The organism is Halorubrum aethiopicum (assembly GCF_001542905.1).
GTDB classification, from domain to species: Archaea; Halobacteriota; Halobacteria; order Halobacteriales; family Haloferacaceae; genus Halorubrum; species Halorubrum aethiopicum.
Window position 1 is genome coordinate 882,144 of sequence record NZ_LOAJ01000001.1, and the last position, 16,493, is coordinate 898,636.

The window sequence follows — 16,493 nt, forward strand, 5'->3', positions numbered from 1 at the left end:
GAAGCGAGACACGGCTCGGGACCGCCCGGCCCTCAGGTCCGGAACGACTCCCCGCAGCCGCACTCGGAGACGACGTTCGGGTTCTCGACGTGGAAGCCGGCGGCCTGGAGGCCGCTCTCGTAGTCGAGTTTGCTGCCGCCGATGTAGTTCCGGCTGGCGGGGTCGACGAACACCCGCAGCCCGTGGTGCTCGACGACGAGGTCGTCCGGCTCCGGCTCGGTGTCGAAGCGCATCCCGTAGGAGAGCCCCGCACAGCCGCCCTGCTGGACGAACAGCCGGAGCCCCGCCTCGTCGGTGTCGAGCTCTTCGCCCTCCAGAAGCGAGAGCGCCTCCGCGGCGGCCTCCGGCGTCACCTCGATCGCCGGATCGTCGCCGCCTCCCTGAACCGATTCGGTGCTCATACGCCGAGATACCCGTCGCAGGATGAAAACCCTGGCGGTGTAAACGGGTGACATGACTCTCGGTAACATGCCACGTATCGGCGGCCCGCCGATCGGGAGAGTCACGCCGATCCGGCGGTCGAGCCGTCCGGACCGTCCCGCAGGGCCGCGCGGAGCCCGACCTCGGCGACGTTGATCCCGTACTCGGCGGTGCGCGTGATGCTGTCGAGCACCGTCGCGAGCACGTACCCGTCCGCGAGGCTCCGCTCGTAGAGCTCCCGATCGACCCGCCGCGCCTCCTCGAGGAGGTCCTCGGCGTCGGCGATCGCCGTCCCGAGCGTCCGCGGGTCACACTCCCCGATCGTCTCCGAGAACGCCCGCTCGACCGTCGCCCGCGCGTCGGTCGCGAGCCGGTCGAGGTCCGCCGCGACCGGGTCCGCGGGCGGCTCCGCGATCGCCTCGGCGGCCTCGGCGATCTTCGTCGCGTGGTCCGCGACCCGCTCCAGCTGCCTGGCGACGGCGTAGTGGTCGAACGGGGTGAGGCCCCCGTCGCCGTCCGCCGGGACCTCGACGAGAGAGCGCTGGAACTCGCGGGAGAGGAGGCCGAACAGCCGGTCCACGTCGTCGTCCTGGTCGCGGACGCGCCCTCCGGCCTCGCCGTCTCCAGCGAGCGCGGCCGCGACGGCGTCCCCGTGCATCGTCAGGGTCCGGTCCGCCATCCGCTCCAGCGTCCGCGTCGGCGGGAGGTCCGCGACGTCGAGCATCGTCCGCGCGACCACCGCCTCCTCCGTTTCCTCCGCGATCTCGATCCCGACGAGGCCGGCGACCGCGTCGCGGACGGCCGCCCGCCCGGCGCGGTCCGGAGCGCCGTCGACGCGGACGACGTCGGCACCGGCGACGTACGCGGCGGCGACCAGCCGCTCGATCCCGGTCGGGTCGTGTCGTGCCGCCGACAGCGACACCGTCCGCTCTCCCCCTCCGCCTCCGGCGGGGCGAGGAGCAGCCGGCCGCCCCTCGGGTAGAGGTGGAGGGTGTCCCCTGTGTCGAGCGAGCGGTCGTTCGCCCACCCCTTCGGCAGCGAGACCGTGTACGTCGTCCCCCGGTGAGCTGGATCTTCCGCTCGTACGGGTCCGTTCCGTCGTTCATCTCCGGGCGATCCGCGCTGCGTCCGTCGGTCCGTCCTCGCCTCGGCTCCGGTCGGGTACGGGTACCATGCCGCAGGGTACCCGACCGACGATCATGTACCCTGCTATGTGGGATACGTGCCGCTCGGGTCCCCAACCGAGCGCTCCCGTGACCTCATACCCGATCGGATCTCTCAATAGCGATATATATCCGCTTCCGAGTCGCGTCGCCGGTCGGCGGGCGATCGCGGTCCGGTTTCATAGTGTTTATTGTAAGTCATTTCCGGTGCTCCCCCGACCCGTCCTGGCGGAGCACCGGTAAACAGTTACAATAAACACTATCAGGCCGCGTCATCGGCGACGGGAGTCGATCCGTCATCGGCGACGGGAGCCGATCCGTCGTTGGCGACAGTAGCCGATCCGTCCTCGGCGACGGGAACCGATCCGTCGGCGGCCGCGGGGTCGGACACGCCGGGGTCGCGTCCGCCGGCGATCGTGACGTCGCGTTTCGGGTACGGGATCTCGATGTCCGCGTCGGCGAGCGCCTTGTACAGCGCGCGGTTGATCTCGTGTTGGGCGCGTCGTCGTCGGGTCGGACCCTTGACCCAACAGAGCAGCTCGTACTGGAGCGCCGAGTCGCCGAACGAGCGGAGCCGCGCCCGCGGGCGCGGCGAGTCGAGGACCAGCGGCTCCGCCAGCGCCACGTCGATCGCGAGCGCCTCGAAGGCGTCGACGTCGGTGCCGTAGGCGACGCCGATCGGGACCCGGACGCGACGGCGACGCTGCGGCGCGGACTCGTTCGTCACCTTCGCCGCGTTGAGCGCGGCGTTGGGGACGGTCACCATCACCTCGTCGCGGGTGAGAAGCGTCGTCGAGCGGACGCCGACCTTGATGACGGTGCCCGCGGTGCCGTCGTCGAGTACGATGTAGTCGCCGATCTTGTAGGTGTCGTCGAAGTAGAGCGCGATGCCGCCGAAGAAGTTCGCGACGGTGTCCTTCGCGGCGAAGCCGACGGCGATGCCGGCGACGCCGGCCGCGCCGAGGAGCGGCGTGATCTCGATGCCCCACAGCCACAGCAGCGACCCCACGCTCCCGAGGAGGACGGCGAGACTCCAGACGTTCGAGAAGACGGGCGCGAAGTCGAACCGGCTCCCCTCCGCGTTGACGGCGGCGACGAGCCGGTTCACGACCGCGTTGGCCGCGTACGCCCAGACGAGGATCACGACCGACAGCGAGGGGCGGCCGAAGAGGTCGTCGAGCAGCCCCGGGTCCACGACCACCGACGCCCGGACCGCGGGCATCTGCGTGAGCACGTACACGCCCGCCAGCGCGGCGGTGACGACGAGCGGCGCGCGCAGCGAGTCGATGACGATGTCGTCGTACTCGCCGTCCGTGGTCGCGACGTACCGTCGGGCGACGCGGAGGACGACGAACTCCATGCCCACGGCGGCGACGACGGAGATAAGGAGCACCGCGACCGTCGCCTCGACCGCGGTGAGCCCCTCGAACGCCCCGATCAGCGACGGTATCATGACTTCGAGAGGTCGTTGCGGGAAATAACCGTTTCTGCCGGGAGCGACGTCGCTATCGACGTCGTCCGTCGTCCGCCCTCCCGGCGGGCGCGAGGAGGTCGACGAGTTCGTGGAGGCTCCCGACCTCGACGGTCGGCTCCGCGTCGAGGTCGAGCGCGGCGTTGTGCTCGCGCCGGACCAGGACGCTCTCGAGGCCCGCCCGCTCGGCGGCGATCACGTCGGTCGCGCGGTCGCCGACGTAGACCCCGCCGGACGCGTCGAGCGCGTCGAGCGCCTCGTTCAGGTAGTACGGGTCGGGCTTCCGGCGGTCGAACCCGTCGGGCCCGAGGTCGCGGCCCCGGACGTACTCGAACTCGGTCAGCCGGAAGTGGTCGACGACGAACTCCACCGTCGGGTGGTAGTTGTTGCTCACCAGCCCCACGGTCGCGCGCTCCGCGATCGGCTCGAGCGCGTCGACGTCGGGACACAGCGTCCGGACGCCGGCCGCCAGCCGGGAGACGGTCCGCTTCGCGCTGCGCTCCTCCCGCGCCGAGAAGAGCGCGTCGGGGTCGACGTCGAGCCGCCCGCAGGCGGCGCGGAACGCGTCGTCGTACTCGTACGTCGCGAGCGCGCCGCGGAGGTCGTCGTCGATCTCCAGGTCGCGCTCCTCCAGGACGTCGTCGAGGGCGCGGGCGTGGACCGCGGCCTCGGTCCCCCGCCCGTCGAGGATCACGCCGTCCATGTCGAAGAGGACGACCCCGTCGCCGGCCGCGTCGACGACCTTCATCGGGTGAGCCCCCGTGCGTACGCCGAGAGTCCCTCGCTCGCGAGGACGACGCCGAGGATGACGATCAGGATGGTCGCCACCGACTGCCAGGCGAAGGCGTTGACGGCGCGGAACAGCTGGACGCCGATGCCGCCCGCGCCGACGAACCCGAGGATCGTCGAGTCGCGGACGTTGATGTCCCAGCGGTAGACGCTGAGCCCGACGAGCGCCGGCTTGACCTGCGGGAGGATGCCGTAGATCAACACCTGCGTCGAGGAGGCCCCCGCGGCGCGGACGGCCTCGACCTGTCCGAAGTCGATCTCCTCTATCTCCTCGCCGAGCAGCTTCCCGAGGAAGCCGATCGACCGGAACGCGATGGCGACCGCGCCGGCGAGGGGGCCGCTCCCGAACACGACGACGAAGATCAGCGCCCAGATGATCGTGTTCACGGAGCGGCTCACCGTCACGATCAGCTTCCCGAGCCAGTAGGTCGCGGCGTTCGGCGTGGTGTTCTCGGCCGCCAGCAGCGCGACGGGAACCGCGAGCACGAGCGCGCCGACGGTGCCGAGCGCGGCGATGTGGAGCGTCTCGACGAGCGGCCCGACGATCTCCGGGACGTACGCCACGTCCGGCGGGTACATCCGGGTGAGCAGATCGTTGATCTCCCGGGGGACGGTCTCGACGTTCGTGATCCCGGTGTCGAGGAAGCGCCACGACGCGACGAACACGACGAGCGCGCCGAGCACCCCGAGGAACCGACCGACCTTGCGGCGGCGGTCGAACCGCTCCCACGTCCGTGCGGCTTCGGTCCTCGACGTCACTGGTACCTCCGTCTGACGACCGCGCTGACCCCCTCCGCGACGAGCACGACCGCGATGATCGCGACGAGGATGGCGCTGACGTACTGGTAGGAGTAGCGGTTGAAGGCGGTGAGAAGCACCGATCCGATCCCGCCCGCCCCGACGATCCCGACGACGGTCGAGGTCCGGATGTTGATGTCCCAGCGGTAGACGCTGAGCCCCGCGAAGCGGGGCACGATCTGGGGGACGACGCCGTATATCAGGGTCTGGACCGGCGACGCGCCGGTCGCCCGCACCGCGTCGACGCTCCCCATGTCGATGTCCTCTAAGTCCTCCGCGAGCAGCTTCGCGAAGAAGCCGACCGTCTTGAACGTGATCGTGATGATGCCGGCCAGGGGACCGAGCCCGACCGCCTTCACGACGAGGATGGCGACGATGATCGCGTTGAGCGCGCGGGACAGCGAGATGAACCCGCGGTTGAGGTAGTAGAGCGGCTTCGGCGAGAGGTTCTCCGCGGCCATGAACGCGACGGGGACGCTGATCGCGATCCCCGTGACCGTCGAGATCATCGCCATGGCGACGCTCTCGACCATCTTGTCGACGATCCGCCGGGCCTGTCGCGGCGTCGCCTCCGGCGGGAAGAAGTCGCCGAGCAGCGTCAGCCCGCGGCCGAACCCCCGAACGATCCGGGCGGGGTCGGCCCCGATCCCCCACGCGGACCAGAGGAAGAAGGCGGCGATCCCGAGGTAGGCCGCCCACTTGAACTCCCGGCGGCGGAAGACGGTCGGTCGCCGCCAGGTGCGCCGTTCGGCCGCCATCTCAGGAGCCTCCCGAGGCGGGCCGGTCCGCGGTTCGGCCGTCGGCCGAGACCACGCCGTCGCGGGCGGGGGGGTCGACGGGGTCGCCCTCGGCGGCCGTCCCGTCGCCGTCGCTCGCGCCGAGCGCCGACCGCGACGCGTCCGACTCGGGCGGGTCGCCGCCGCGGTAGACGCGGTCGAGCGCCGCGTCGCCGAGGTCGGCCGCCGGTCCCTCGAAGACGACCTCGCCGTCGTGGAGCCCGACGATCCGATCGGCGTGCTCGACCGCGAGGTCCACCTCGTGGATGTTGATCAACACGGGGACCTCGCGCTCGGCCGCGATCTCGGTGAGGAGTCGCATCACCGTGTTCGACGTCTCGGGGTCGAGACTGGAGGTCGGCTCGTCGACGAGGAGGATCGTGGGCTGTTGGACGACCGCGCGGGCGATGCCGACGCGCTGGCGCTGCCCGCCCGACAGCTCGTCGACGCGCTTGTTCTCCATGCCGTCGAGCCCGACGCGGTCGAGTATCTCGTAGGCGCGCTCGACGTCCTCGGGCGGGAACGACCGCCGGAACGCCCGCCACGCGGAGACGTACCCCAGCCGCCCGGTGAGCACGTTCTCCATCACCGTGAGCCGCTCGACGAGGTTGTACTCCTGGAAGATCATCCCGATGTCGCGGCGGGCCTCGCGGAGCCCGTCGTCGTCGAGCGCGGTCAACTCGGTGCCGTCGATCTCGACCGTCCCCCCGGTGGGCTCCGTGAGCCGGTTGACACACCGGATGAAGGTGCTTTTCCCGGCCCCGCTCGGACCGATCATCGCGGTCGTCTCGCTGCCGTCGATCGAGAGGTCGACCCCCTTCAGCGCCTCGTCCCCCGTCGGATACGTCTTCCGGAGGTCGGTTACGTCGAGCGTCATCGGATCACTCGCTCAGCGAGCCCTGCGTGTACTCGACGCCGTTGTACCGCTGGATGACCATGATGTTGTACCAGTGGCGGCGGTACTCGATGGGGACGTACTCCTCGTAGCCGGTCCGCTCGGCGTACGCCGTGCCGGCGAAGTCGGAGTCGAGCCAGGCGGCCCGGATCCCCTCCTGGATGTCGGGGTGGAGGTTGTAGCGGTACGCGACGGGGCCGTTCGGGAACGGGTCGGACGCCCAGACGACCTTGAAGTCGTCGAAGCTCAGGTTGCTGTCGGCCTCCACGGTGTCGAGGAAGCAGGTCGAACAGATCGGCCCGGCGTCGTAGTCGCCGGCCGCGATGCCGCGGGTGGTCTGGGAGTGGCCGCCGGAGAAGTTGACCTCGTAGTCCTCGCCGGCGGTCACGTCGAAGTACTGGTCGAACAGCGCCGAGGGGGCCTGGTGGCCGGAGTTCGACGCCGGCTCCGCGTGGGCCATCCGGACGTCGTCGTCCGCGAAGTCCTCGACCGCCTGGACCTCCTCGGCGTCGGCGCGGGTCGTCGCGAACAGCCGATACCCGAACGCGCCGTCGGGCGCGATCCCGGCGGCGAACGGCACCGCGCCGGCGAGGTTGACCGCGAACGCGGTGGTCCCCGTCGAGAAGTTCGCGATGTGGGCGCGCTCCGAGCGCATCGCCTCGACGGAGGCGGCGTAGTTGTTCACGCGGTTGTACTCGACCGGGATGCCGGTCTCCTCCTCGATCCGCTCGAAGACGGCCTGGAAGTCCTCCTCGTAGCGACCCTGAACGTCCTCGCTCGGGCTCTCGGTGAAGACGAGCGTGTCCGGCTCGAGCCACTCGCTCTCGTCCTCCGGCGTCTCCTGAACGGGCTCGCCGTGGGGAATTTCCTCGACCTCGCGGTTCCCCATCCGTTCGAGGTCCGCCTGGGTCCCGCGCTCGTACCCCGCGTCGACGAGCGGCGTCGAGAGGTAGTTGTTCTCCTCCCAGTTCGGGCTCTCGGGGTCGAACGCGCTCGACTCCGCGAGCATCGGATCCCCGGACTCTCCGTCACCGCCGGAGCCGCCACCCCCTCCGTCGCCGCCCGAGCCGCCGGAGCCGTCCGAGCCGGAGCCGTCGGAGCCGCCGGAGCCGGTCGAGCCCGACCCGCCGGAACACCCGGCCAGTCCCGCGATCGCGGCCGCGCCGCCGAGGCTGATGAACCGCCGTCTCGAACTCGGTCCCGTTCGTCCGCAGGTGTCTTCCACCATTACGGCCGATTCTCCCCTCGTTCGGCCTAAGAAGGCTGCTATGACCCGTACGTTCCGGATTCGAGCGCTCACGAACGCTCCGGAGACCGCCGACGGGCCCGGACGCGATTCGAGCCCTCCCGTGAGAAACGTACTCGTGGGGAGCGCCGCGTCGATCCCGTCCCGTCCGCCCGATCACGGCAAGGTTGATGCCGCCGCGGCCGGAACTCCGCGTGGATGCGCCTTCCCACCGCAACCGACCTCAGGCGACCCGCCCACACCGGCGAGAACCGCTGTTGGCCGTGTACGACGGTCAACGTGGCCGTCGTCGCGATCGCCGCCGCGGCGGTCACGGCCGTCGGCTCGCCGGCGCTCGGCGGGGCCGTCGCCCTCGCCGGGCTCGCGCTCGTCTGGCTCCGGGGATACGTCGTTCCGGGGACGCCGCGGTTCGCGCCGCGACTGGTCGCCCCGATCCCCGGCAGCGAGGCGGTGTTCCACGGGGTCGGCGCGGGCGGTGGAGCGGAGACGGCCGGCGGACCGGACGCGACCGACGGGGCGGGAGCGCCCCCCGACGGCGGGACCGGCTCGCTCCGCCGGACGGCCGTCGACCCCGCCGTCCTCCTCGACCGCCTCGTCTCGGCGGACGTGCTCGCGGTCGACGGCGACACGGTGGCTCCCACCGCGGCCTACGACGAGCGCTGGGGCGCGGAGATCGACCGGCTTCGCGACCGCGACACCGAGGCGCTCGCCGAGATAGCGCGGGAGATCTCGCCCGCGACCGCCTCGCGCGTGGTCCGGGCTGACCGCGAGTGGATCGCGCTCGCGGCGGAGGACGCGACCGTCATGGAGGAGACGTGGGTCGACCGGCCGACCGCGATCGCCGAGATCGCCGGCTACCGCGCGGCCGAGCCGTTCCTCGACGACGACTCGGTCCGCCTCGCGGCCGCGCGGACGAACCGGATGTTCCTCGACCGCTGTCCGGACTGCGAGACGGAACTCGAGCAGGGCGTCGACATGCCCTGCTGTGGCGGCTACAGCGGGCCGGGCGAGGAGCCGGCCGAGACGCTCGTCTGTCCCGCCTGCGAGGTGCGGCTGTACACGTTCGATCCCGCGTAATCCGTCCGACCCGGCGTAGTTCGTCCGAGCCCGCGTGGGCCGTCCGGCGCGACCGCGTCTCCGCCCCCGAACGCTCCGCCCGCCCTACTCGAACCGCTTGCGAACGCTCTCGGCGTGCGCCTCCAACCCCTCCGCCTCCGCCAGCGTCGTCACGACGTCGGCGATGTCCGAGAGCGACTCGCGGTCGAGCCGCTGGACGGTCGACGACCGCAGGAACGTGTCCACGGAGAGCCCGCCGTACCGCTTCGCGCCGCCGTTCGTCGGCAGCACGTGGTTCGGCCCGGCCGCGTAGTCGCCGGCGGCGACCGGCGAGTGGGGACCGAGGAAGACGGAGCCCGCGTTCGAGATCCGGTCGAGCAGCGCCTCGTCGTCGTCGGCCATGATCGAGAGGTGCTCGGCCGCGTACTCCTCCGCGAACAGCACCGCCTCCGACATCGACCGCGCGTGGAGCACGCCGGAGGCGTCGCCGTCGAGCGCGGCTCGAATCGTCTCCGCCCGCTCGCGTTCGTCGACGCCCGCCTCCACCGCCTCGGCGACCGCAGCCGCGAGGTCGGCGTCGTCGGTCACGGCGACGACGGAGGCGTCCGGGTCGTGTTCGGCCTGCGCGAGCAGTTCGGCGGCGACGTACTCGGGATCGGCCGTGCCGTCCGCGAGCACCAGCACCTCGCTCGGCCCCGCGAGGAAGTCGATCTCGACGTCGCCCTGGACGATCGACTTGGCGGCGGTCACCCACTTGTTTCCGGGGCCGACCACCTTCTCGACGGTCGTCACCGTCTCCGTCCCGTACGCGAGCGCCGCGATCGCCTGCGCGCCGCCGGCCTGGTACACCGCGTCCGCGCCCGCCTCGTGGATCGCCGCGAGCGTGACGGGGTTCGGGTCGTCCGCGGGCGGGGTCGCGACGGAGACGTGGTCGACGCCCGCCACGACCGCCGGGACCACGCCCATCAGCGCGCTGGAGGGGTACGCCGCCGCGCCGCCGGGGACGTAGACGCCCGCGCGGTCGATCGGTCGGAAGCGCCGACCCAGCTCGCGCCCCTCGAACGACTCGCGCCAGTCCTCGGGCCGTTGGCGCTCGTGGAACGCCCGGACGTTGTCGGCGGCCTCGCGGACCGCGTCGAGGACCGGGTCGTCCGCGTCCTCGAGTTCGGCGTGTGCGCGCGCGGCCTCGTCGGTGATGTCGAGGTTGCCGACGGCCACCCCGTCGAACTCCTCGGCGAACTCGCGGACCGCCACGTCCCCCTCCTCGCGCACCCGGTCGACGATCTCCTCTACGTCCCCGCGGACCGCGTCGATCCCCGCGTCGCGCTCGAAGAACGCGCGCCGCTCCGCGGGCGAGAGGTCGGCGACGGCTCGTACATTCATACCCTCGCTCGGGGGCGACGGGAAAAGGGCGTTCCGGCTCGCGTCGGTCGGGGGGCCGTCGCGCTCCCTACTCGGTGAGCGGGAGAAGGATCCCGAACACGAACGGCGAGAGGAGCGCGATCGCGGTTCCGAGGAACTCGAGATCGAGCAGGAGGGTCTCCTCCCAGCCGGGAACCTGCGCTCCCGTCGTGTGGATGGTCAGCTCGCCGAGCGCCCCGATCAGGAACAGAGAGACCCCGAACAGGAAGCTCCGTTTGGTGATCGTCGGATAGTCGAGGTCGCCGTAACGGCCCGTCATGGTTCCCCGTCGTCGCGAGGATCGCATAAGAATTTCTCTCAACGGGCGCTCACCGGAATGGGTCGCCGTCGCGTCCTCACTCCAGCGGCCGGATCCCGGTCGCGTCCAGGGTGGCGACGACGACGAGCCCCGCGAGGATCGCGCCGGCCGCGAAAAGCAGCGGCGCGGAGAGCGCGACGGCGACCCCGTAGGGCGCGAGGAGCCGGATCGTCCCGCGGACGACGAAGGCGGCGATCCCGAGCTCGAACGCGACGAGCGCGAGCCGCACGAACCCCGCCCGGTTCATCGGGTCAGTCGGTCCGGAGGGCGGTGTGGTCGTGGCGACCGTGCCCGTGGCGGCCGTGGTCGCGGTCGAACCCGTGGCTCATCTCGTAGAACACCGCCTCCGGGTCGGAGTTCCACTGCCACTTCCAGCGGGTCCGGACGAGAAGCGAGAGCTTCCGGGTGAAGGAGAGCTCCGGCGTCGTCGAGACGGTGTCGTACCCGAGCTTCCTGATCAGCCGGTGGTGGTCGGCGTACAGCACCGCCGCCAGCAACACCGCGAGCTGACAGTCCTCCGGGAGGTACTTGATCCCGGCCACGCCCTCCTCGTAGAGCCGCTCGGTCCGGACGAGCTCCTCGCGGATCGCGGCGGCCACGTCGTCGTCGAACTCCAGGTTCAAGATTCGCTCCTCGCTCACGCTGTGTCGACGCAGGGTCTCGAGCGGGAGGTAGATCCGGTCGCGCTCGACGACGTCCTCGCGGACGTCCCGCAGGAAGTTCGTCATCTGGAACGCCTCGCCGAGCCGGGTCGCGTGCGGCAGCGCCGCCTCCTCGGCCGCCGGATCGAGGTCCATGATCGCCGTCATCATCCGCCCGACCGCGGACGCGGAGCCGTCCATGTACGCCTCGAGGTCGGCGTACGTCTCGTAGCGGTCGGTGTCGATGTCGCTCTCCATCGCGTCGATGAAGGCGTTCACGTCCGCGTCCGCAATGTCCCGCTCCTCGCGGACCGACGAGAACGCCGACAACACCGGGTCGTCGGTCGGCTCCTCGCCGAGGGCGGCCCGGCGGAGCCGCTCGAGTTCGGCGCGCTGTTCGGCCGGCGGCGCGGTCTCCTCGGCGTCGACGATCTCGTCGGCGACGCGGAAGAACCCGTACAACACGTACGTGGGGTGGCGGATCTCCTCGGGCAGCAGGCGGGTGGCGACGTGGAACGTCTTCCCGGTGCGGCGCTGGATCCGCTTGCCACGGGCAACCTGGCGTTTCTCTACCATGGTGACCCCTGAGACGCCGCGAGGAGGGTCGGGAGCGGGTCGCCCATCATGTACAACGGGTCGGCCCGCAGAACCATAACAGTTCCCACGAATATCGACCCTCACGACCGGTTATTTTCTCCCGCGAATCCACGATTATTTCACGTCCGCTCCCGGCCCGTTCGTCGGGCCGCGGACCGCCGCCGAACCCCTAGTAGAACGTGTCGCTACAGTCGTAGACGACCCCGTGGATCGGACAGACGTACTTGCAGTGTCTGTGGACCATCGCCTCCCCGCAGCGGGGACACGGTCGCCCGCCGTGGTCGCCTTCACGACCGGCGTCGCCTCCGCGGTTGGTGTCGCCTCCACGATCGGCGTCGCCTCCGCGGTCGCGGCCGGACCGCTCGGTCGGGTCGCTCACGCTCGCCCCGACGGCTGCCGGCGTAATAAACGGTCCTCTCCCGCCGGCGGTCACTCCGTCGCCAGCGACGCGTACACCGACTCCGCGACGCTCGCGTCCCCGAACGGCAGCGTCAACACGCCGCCCCACTCCTCGTCGGTCAGCGCCGCCACCGTGGAGTCGTCGAGGTCGACGCGGCGGACCTCCTCGCCGTCGAGCGTCATCGACACCGCGAACGGCTCCGGGTCGTCGGCCGCGCCCGACGCCTCGAGCCGCTCGCGGAACGACTCTTGTCCGTCCTCCGAGAGCGAGATCCCCACGAGGTGTTCGCCCTCGTCCTCGGTGACCCCCTGGACGTAGTCGAGGTCCGCGGCCTCGAAGAGGAGGTCGCCGGGGCCGTCGCCCGACCCGCCGTCCGATCCGTCCTCGCGAAGCAGCCGGGCCTCGAACGGCGCCTCCGGGTCGACGGCGACCGACGTCGCGGTCGACGCCTCCGAGTCGCTGCCCGAGCCGTCGCCGTCGGCGTCGCCCGCGCCGGTCGTCGCGTCGTCCGAGTCGCTTCCGTCGCCGCCCTCCTCGCCCACCGAGACCGCCCCGGCGAAGCCGACGGCCCCGACCGCACACGCGGCCCCGAGCCCGCCGAGCACGCCGCGTCGAGAGAGTTCCATACCCCCCACTCCCGTCCGGGCTAAAAAAGGGTTACACGCCGATTAACGCGGCTGATAATCGCCGCGACCGGCGATTCCGTTCGGTCCCGTTCGACTCCCTCCGATTCCGTTCAGTTCCCTTCGGCTCCGCCCCCTCCGCGGCCTCACTCGGAGTCGAACGTGACGGCGTCCAGGGTCGTCGTCTCGCCGAACAGCCAGTCGGCGTGCTCGACGGCGTAGTCGCGGTGGTCGGCGGTGATGTAGCCGAGCGCGTCCTCGACGACGACGGGGCGGTAGTCCCGCAGCCCGGCGCTGCCGGCGGTGTGGAGCACGCAGACGTTCGCGAGGGTCCCGCAGATCAGCAGGTCGTCGACCCCGTGCGTCTCGAGGTATCCCTCCAGGTCCGTCCGGTAGAAGGCGTCGTAGGTGTGCTTCTCGACGACGTGGTCCGACTCGCGGACGTCGAGGTCGTCGACGAGCTCGGCGTCCCACGACCCCTCGACGACGTGTTCGCCCCACCGATCGAACTCGTCGTAGTAGTGGGCGTCCTCGAACTGTTCCGGCGGGTGGACGTCGCGGGTGTAGACGACGCGCGCGCCGGCCTCCCGGGCGCGCGAGACGAGGTCGGTCACGGGCCCGATCGCCGCCTCGCTCGGCTCGGCGTAGAGGCTCCCGTCGGGGTGACAGAACCCGTTTTGCATGTCGACGACGACCACCGCGGTGTCGGCCGGATCGTACGGCATGGTCGTCCCTTGCGCGTCCGGGCACAAAAGATCGGACTCGGCGGCGCAGGCGACCGCCTCCCGGAGCCGGGACCGAACGGACAAACTACTTACCCGGTCCCCCGTAATCGACCGTATGCGACGGGTTCTCCCCCTCGCGGCGACGCTCGCCCTCTTCGCCCTCCTCGTCGCGGGGACCGGCGGCGTCGCCGCGGCGGACGCGGCGGTCGCGGAGACCGCCGCCGACTGCCAGACTGCCGCGGACAACGACCTGGTCGGCTGCTGGAACGGGACGTACCACGCGGAGGAGCTCGGCTTCGACCAATCCGACGGGCTGACGGAGGCCGAACTCGAGACGCTGACCCACCGGAGCATGGCGCGCGTCGAGCGCCTCCGCGAGCGCCCCTTCGAGACGGGCGTCCCGGTCGAGACGGTCACGCGCGAGGAGTTCCGAGCGAACGGGACGGGCGGCAACGGGACGAACGCGACGGGCGACGCCGAGTTCCGCCGCTGGAACGACCAGGTGTGGAAGGCGCTTTTCGTCGTCGGCGAGGACGAGTCGAGCGCGGAGGCGATCGACACGGTGTTCGGCGGCTCCGTCTCGGGGTTCTACTCGCCGGCCGACGACCGGATCGTCCTCGTGGTCGCGGAGGGCGAGGAGCTCCAGGTGAGCGAGTCGACGCTGATCCACGAGCTGACCCACGCGATGCAGGACCAGTACCACGACCTCGCCGCGCCGCGGTTCGTCGGCGCGACCCAGGACGCCGACCTCGCGGTCGACGGGATAGTCGAGGGGGAGGCGGTCTACGTCGAGGAGCGGTACGCCGACCGCTGTGAGACGAACTGGAGCTGTCTCGCGCCCCCCGACTCCAGCGGATCCGGCGGCGGGTCGGCGGCGGACTACAACCTCGGGATCCTCCAGACGGTCCTCCAGCCGTACTCCGACGGGCCGTTCTACGTCGAGGCGCTGATCGACGAGGGCGGCTGGAGCGCGGTCAACGAGACGATGAACGACCCGCCGAACGCGACGGCGGCGGTCATCCACCGCGAACCCGGCTACGAGACCCGCGAGATCGAGTTCGAGGACGCCGCGGAGGGCGGCTGGGAGACGTACGCCGACCAGGGCGTGAACGGCTCCGAGACCGCCGGCGAGGCGTCGATGTTCGTGATGTTCTGGTACCAGAGCTGGGAGTACGACCACCCGGTCCTCGAGCCGACGCGGGACGTCTCGGCCAACGTCCGGGTCCACACCGCCACCGACGAACAACTCGACACGCGGTCGGCGTACAACTACGCGGACCCCGCGACGACGGGGTGGGTCGACGACGAGCTGTACCCGTACCGGAACGACGCCGGCGACGCCGAGCGCGACGGCTACGTCTGGGTGACCGAGTGGCGGACGCCGACGGACGCCGCGGAGTTCCACGCCACCTACCGCACGATGCTGAAGGAACACGGCGCGGACCGCCTCGACGACGGCGTCCGCGACATCCCGACCGGCGACTTCCGCGGGGCCTACGGCGTCGAGCGCGACGGGACCAGGGTGACGATTGTCCACGCGCCCGATCCGCCGGACGTCTTCGAGCTCCGGCCCGGCATCGACCTCGAGGAGCCCGCATCGGGGACGGGAGACGACGGGACGACCGCGGACGACGGAGCGCTCGACGACGGAGCGCTCGACGACGGAGCGCTCGACGACGGGATGACGAACGACGGGACGGAGCCGTCGAACGGCGCGACCGATCCGGACGACAGTGGGGCGTCGGATGACGTCGCTTCGGATGACGGCTCTTCGGATGACGACGCGGACGGAACGAGCGCCGACGCCGACCCCGGCGACGGCGGGTCCACGGACGACGGGGTGCCCGGACTCGGCGTCGTCGCCGCGGTCGTCGCCCTGCTCTCCGCGACCGCGCTCCTCCGTCGTCGCTCGCGGCGGTAGCTAACCGCGGCGACCGCGGCGACGACACGGATGACTTTTCGTCCCCGCCGGCCGAACGTCCGGTCATGACCGAGTTCGACATCGTCGACGCCGAGGCGGTCCGCAGCGGTCGGGCCACGGACGCCTACTTCGACCGCACGGCGACCGCCCTCGAGGGCGCGGGACGGAACCCCCGCGTCGTCGCCGAGGTGACCGCGGACCAGTTCCCGACGGGCGAGTTCGAGCTGCTCGCCGGGCTGAAGGACGCGGTCGCGCTGCTGTCCGGCCGCGACGTCGACGTCCACGCGATCCCGGAGGGGCGGCTGTTCGACGGCGGCCCGGTGATGCGGATCGAGGGCGAGTACCTGACGTTCGCGCGGCTGGAGACCTCGCTTTTAGGCTTCCTCTCGCACGCCTCCGCCATCGCGACCGCCGCGCTCGACTGCCGGGTCGCCGCGCCGGACGCGTCGGTGCTCTCCTTCGGCGCGCGCCACGTCCACCCCGCGATGACGGCCGCGGTCGAGCGCTCGGCGCTGGTCGGGGGACTCGACGGCTTCTCGCACGTCGCCGCCGGCGACCTGATCGGCCGGGAGGCGTCGGGGACGATGCCGCACGCGCTGTCGATCTGTTTCGGCCGCGGCGAGCAGGAGGCGGCCTGGCGCGCCTTCGACGACGCGGTCGACGAGTCGGTCCCGCGGATCGCGCTCTGTGACACCTACTCCGACGAGGTCGACGAGGTCCTGCGGGCGGTCGACGCGCTCGGCGACCGGCTCGACGGGGTCCGCCTCGACACCACCGGCTCCCGTCGGGGCGACTTCAGACACATCGTGCGGGAGGTGAACTGGGAGCTCGACGCCCGCGGCCACGGCGACGTCGACGTGTACGTCTCGGGCGGGCTCGGGCCGGCGGACCTCCGGCGGCTCCGCGACGTCGTCGACGGCTTCGGCGTCGGCGGCTACGTCTCCAACGCCGACCCGGTCGACTTCGCGCTCGACATCGTCGCGGTGGAGGGCGAGCCCGCCGCCAAACGCGGGAAGCTCTCGGGCGCGAAGGCCGTCTACCGCACCGCGGCGGGCGACCACGCGGTCGGGCTCGCCGACCGCGACGGTCCGGCGGGCGCGGAGTCGCTCATGGAGCCCGTGATCCGCGGCGGGGAGGTCGTCGCCGACGGCGCGTTCGACCTCGAGGCGGCGACCGAGCGCGCGCTCGCCGACGCGGAGCGCGTCGGCTACGGGTCGGAGTAAGGGGGAAAACGGCGGTCGGCTCCGGTGGT

The 16,493-nt window shown here is 71.5% G+C and carries 17 protein-coding genes and 1 pseudogene; 3 read left to right on the top strand and 15 right to left on the bottom strand.

Annotation, left to right across the window (positions count from 1 at the left end):
* Nucleotides 1–32: 32 nt before the first annotated feature.
* The 8 genes from AXA68_RS04225 to phnD form a co-directional block, all read right to left on the bottom strand.
* Complete coding sequence (locus AXA68_RS04225; protein WP_066413222.1) at nt 33–401, bottom strand: HesB/IscA family protein; 369 nt, start codon at nt 399–401, stop codon at nt 33–35.
* A 101-nt stretch (nt 402–502) separates the two neighbouring features.
* On the bottom strand, nt 503–1,342 hold the full coding sequence (locus AXA68_RS04230) for a PhoU domain-containing protein (RefSeq protein ID WP_066413224.1): 840 nt from the start codon (nt 1,340–1,342) through the stop codon (nt 503–505).
* 503 nt (nt 1,343–1,845) lie between these two features.
* On the bottom strand, nt 1,846–3,036 hold the full coding sequence (locus tag AXA68_RS04235) for a mechanosensitive ion channel family protein (protein ID WP_066413232.1): 1,191 nt from the start codon (nt 3,034–3,036) through the stop codon (nt 1,846–1,848).
* A gap of 52 nt (nt 3,037–3,088) precedes the next feature.
* Nucleotides 3,089–3,802 carry an HAD family hydrolase gene (locus AXA68_RS04240; RefSeq protein WP_066413234.1) on the bottom strand — a complete coding sequence of 238 codons (714 nt, stop codon included), beginning with the start codon at nt 3,800–3,802 and terminating at the stop codon, nt 3,089–3,091.
* Nucleotides 3,799–4,602 carry a phosphonate ABC transporter, permease protein PhnE gene (gene phnE, locus AXA68_RS04245; RefSeq protein ID WP_066413236.1) on the bottom strand — a complete coding sequence of 268 codons (804 nt, stop codon included), beginning with the start codon at nt 4,600–4,602 and terminating at the stop codon, nt 3,799–3,801. Before phnE (AXA68_RS04245) ends, AXA68_RS04240 begins: the two co-directional genes overlap by 4 nt.
* On the bottom strand, nt 4,599–5,399 hold the full coding sequence (phnE, locus tag AXA68_RS04250) for a phosphonate ABC transporter, permease protein PhnE (RefSeq protein WP_066413239.1): 801 nt from the start codon (nt 5,397–5,399) through the stop codon (nt 4,599–4,601). Before phnE (AXA68_RS04250) ends, phnE (AXA68_RS04245) begins: the two co-directional genes overlap by 4 nt.
* Before the next feature lies 1 nt (nt 5,400).
* On the bottom strand, nt 5,401–6,294 hold the full coding sequence (gene phnC / locus AXA68_RS04255; protein ID WP_066413242.1) for a phosphonate ABC transporter ATP-binding protein: 894 nt from the start codon (nt 6,292–6,294) through the stop codon (nt 5,401–5,403).
* Nucleotides 6,295–6,298: 4 nt separating this feature from the next.
* Nucleotides 6,299–7,540 (bottom strand): phosphate/phosphite/phosphonate ABC transporter substrate-binding protein, encoded by a 1,242-nt coding sequence (gene phnD, locus AXA68_RS04260; protein WP_198530017.1) that lies wholly within the window; start codon nt 7,538–7,540, stop codon nt 6,299–6,301.
* A 216-nt stretch (nt 7,541–7,756) separates the two neighbouring features.
* On the opposite strand from phnD, the gene AXA68_RS04265 reads away from it, so the two are divergent.
* Nucleotides 7,757–8,635: a hypothetical protein gene (locus tag AXA68_RS04265; protein ID WP_066413244.1), complete on the top strand. Its 879-nt coding sequence runs from the start codon at nt 7,757–7,759 to the stop codon at nt 8,633–8,635.
* 84 nt (nt 8,636–8,719) lie between these two features.
* Here AXA68_RS04265 and hisD read toward each other — a convergent pair whose 3' ends face one another.
* From hisD to AXA68_RS04300, 7 genes and pseudogenes are all read right to left on the bottom strand, one after another.
* Nucleotides 8,720–9,997, bottom strand: coding sequence for a histidinol dehydrogenase (gene hisD / locus AXA68_RS04270; protein WP_066413246.1), 1,278 nt, complete (start codon nt 9,995–9,997; stop codon nt 8,720–8,722).
* Between the two features lie 67 nt (nt 9,998–10,064).
* On the bottom strand, nt 10,065–10,295 hold the full coding sequence (locus AXA68_RS04275) for a DUF7860 family protein (protein ID WP_066413248.1): 231 nt from the start codon (nt 10,293–10,295) through the stop codon (nt 10,065–10,067).
* 76 nt (nt 10,296–10,371) lie between these two features.
* Nucleotides 10,372–10,581, bottom strand: coding sequence for a hypothetical protein (locus AXA68_RS04280; RefSeq protein ID WP_066413250.1), 210 nt, complete (start codon nt 10,579–10,581; stop codon nt 10,372–10,374).
* Between the two features lie 4 nt (nt 10,582–10,585).
* The gene (locus AXA68_RS04285; RefSeq protein ID WP_066413252.1) at nt 10,586–11,551 is read right to left on the bottom strand and encodes a phytoene/squalene synthase family protein; all 966 of its coding nucleotides are present in this window, start codon (nt 11,549–11,551) and stop codon (nt 10,586–10,588) included.
* Between the two features lie 190 nt (nt 11,552–11,741).
* A pseudogene (locus tag AXA68_RS17505) lies at nt 11,742–11,858 on the bottom strand (HVO_2523 family zinc finger protein); the annotation flags it as partial.
* A gap of 143 nt (nt 11,859–12,001) precedes the next feature.
* Nucleotides 12,002–12,598, bottom strand: coding sequence for a hypothetical protein (locus tag AXA68_RS04295; RefSeq protein ID WP_066413257.1), 597 nt, complete (start codon nt 12,596–12,598; stop codon nt 12,002–12,004).
* A 143-nt stretch (nt 12,599–12,741) separates the two neighbouring features.
* Nucleotides 12,742–13,320 carry a cysteine hydrolase family protein gene (locus AXA68_RS04300; protein WP_066413266.1) on the bottom strand — a complete coding sequence of 193 codons (579 nt, stop codon included), beginning with the start codon at nt 13,318–13,320 and terminating at the stop codon, nt 12,742–12,744.
* 115 nt (nt 13,321–13,435) lie between these two features.
* Between AXA68_RS04300 and AXA68_RS04305 the strand changes: the two genes are divergently transcribed.
* Together AXA68_RS04305 and AXA68_RS04310 are read left to right on the top strand one after the other, a co-directional pair.
* The gene (locus AXA68_RS04305; protein WP_066413268.1) at nt 13,436–15,241 is read left to right on the top strand and encodes an Hvo_1808 family surface protein; all 1,806 of its coding nucleotides are present in this window, start codon (nt 13,436–13,438) and stop codon (nt 15,239–15,241) included.
* Between the two features lie 65 nt (nt 15,242–15,306).
* A complete protein-coding gene (locus tag AXA68_RS04310; RefSeq protein WP_066413271.1) occupies nt 15,307–16,464 on the top strand; it encodes a nicotinate phosphoribosyltransferase in 1,158 nt (385 codons plus the stop codon).
* Nucleotides 16,465–16,493: the final 29 nt, after the last annotated feature.

What these genes read in the sequence shown, in the direction of transcription:
- hisD (WP_066413246.1), bottom strand. Translation starts at nt 9,997, where the DNA reads ATGAATGTACGAGCCGTCGCCGACCTCTCGCCCGCGGAGCGGCGCGCG.
- AXA68_RS04235 (WP_066413232.1), bottom strand. Translation starts at nt 3,036, where the DNA reads ATGATACCGTCGCTGATCGGGGCGTTCGAGGGGCTCACCGCGGTCGAG.
- phnD (WP_198530017.1), bottom strand. Translation starts at nt 7,540, where the DNA reads ATGGTGGAAGACACCTGCGGACGAACGGGACCGAGTTCGAGACGGCGG.
- AXA68_RS04280 (WP_066413250.1), bottom strand. Translation starts at nt 10,581, where the DNA reads ATGAACCGGGCGGGGTTCGTGCGGCTCGCGCTCGTCGCGTTCGAGCTC.
- AXA68_RS04240 (WP_066413234.1), bottom strand. Translation starts at nt 3,802, where the DNA reads ATGAAGGTCGTCGACGCGGCCGGCGACGGGGTCGTCCTCTTCGACATG.
- AXA68_RS04225 (WP_066413222.1), bottom strand. Translation starts at nt 401, where the DNA reads ATGAGCACCGAATCGGTTCAGGGAGGCGGCGACGATCCGGCGATCGAG.
- AXA68_RS04300 (WP_066413266.1), bottom strand. Translation starts at nt 13,320, where the DNA reads ATGCCGTACGATCCGGCCGACACCGCGGTGGTCGTCGTCGACATGCAA.
- phnC (WP_066413242.1), bottom strand. Translation starts at nt 6,294, where the DNA reads ATGACGCTCGACGTAACCGACCTCCGGAAGACGTATCCGACGGGGGAC.
- AXA68_RS04285 (WP_066413252.1), bottom strand. Translation starts at nt 11,551, where the DNA reads ATGGTAGAGAAACGCCAGGTTGCCCGTGGCAAGCGGATCCAGCGCCGC.
- phnE (WP_066413239.1), bottom strand. Translation starts at nt 5,399, where the DNA reads ATGGCGGCCGAACGGCGCACCTGGCGGCGACCGACCGTCTTCCGCCGC.
- AXA68_RS04305 (WP_066413268.1), top strand. Translation starts at nt 13,436, where the DNA reads ATGCGACGGGTTCTCCCCCTCGCGGCGACGCTCGCCCTCTTCGCCCTC.
- AXA68_RS04265 (WP_066413244.1), top strand. Translation starts at nt 7,757, where the DNA reads ATGCGCCTTCCCACCGCAACCGACCTCAGGCGACCCGCCCACACCGGC.
- AXA68_RS04275 (WP_066413248.1), bottom strand. Translation starts at nt 10,295, where the DNA reads ATGACGGGCCGTTACGGCGACCTCGACTATCCGACGATCACCAAACGG.
- AXA68_RS04310 (WP_066413271.1), top strand. Translation starts at nt 15,307, where the DNA reads ATGACCGAGTTCGACATCGTCGACGCCGAGGCGGTCCGCAGCGGTCGG.
- AXA68_RS04295 (WP_066413257.1), bottom strand. Translation starts at nt 12,598, where the DNA reads ATGGAACTCTCTCGACGCGGCGTGCTCGGCGGGCTCGGGGCCGCGTGT.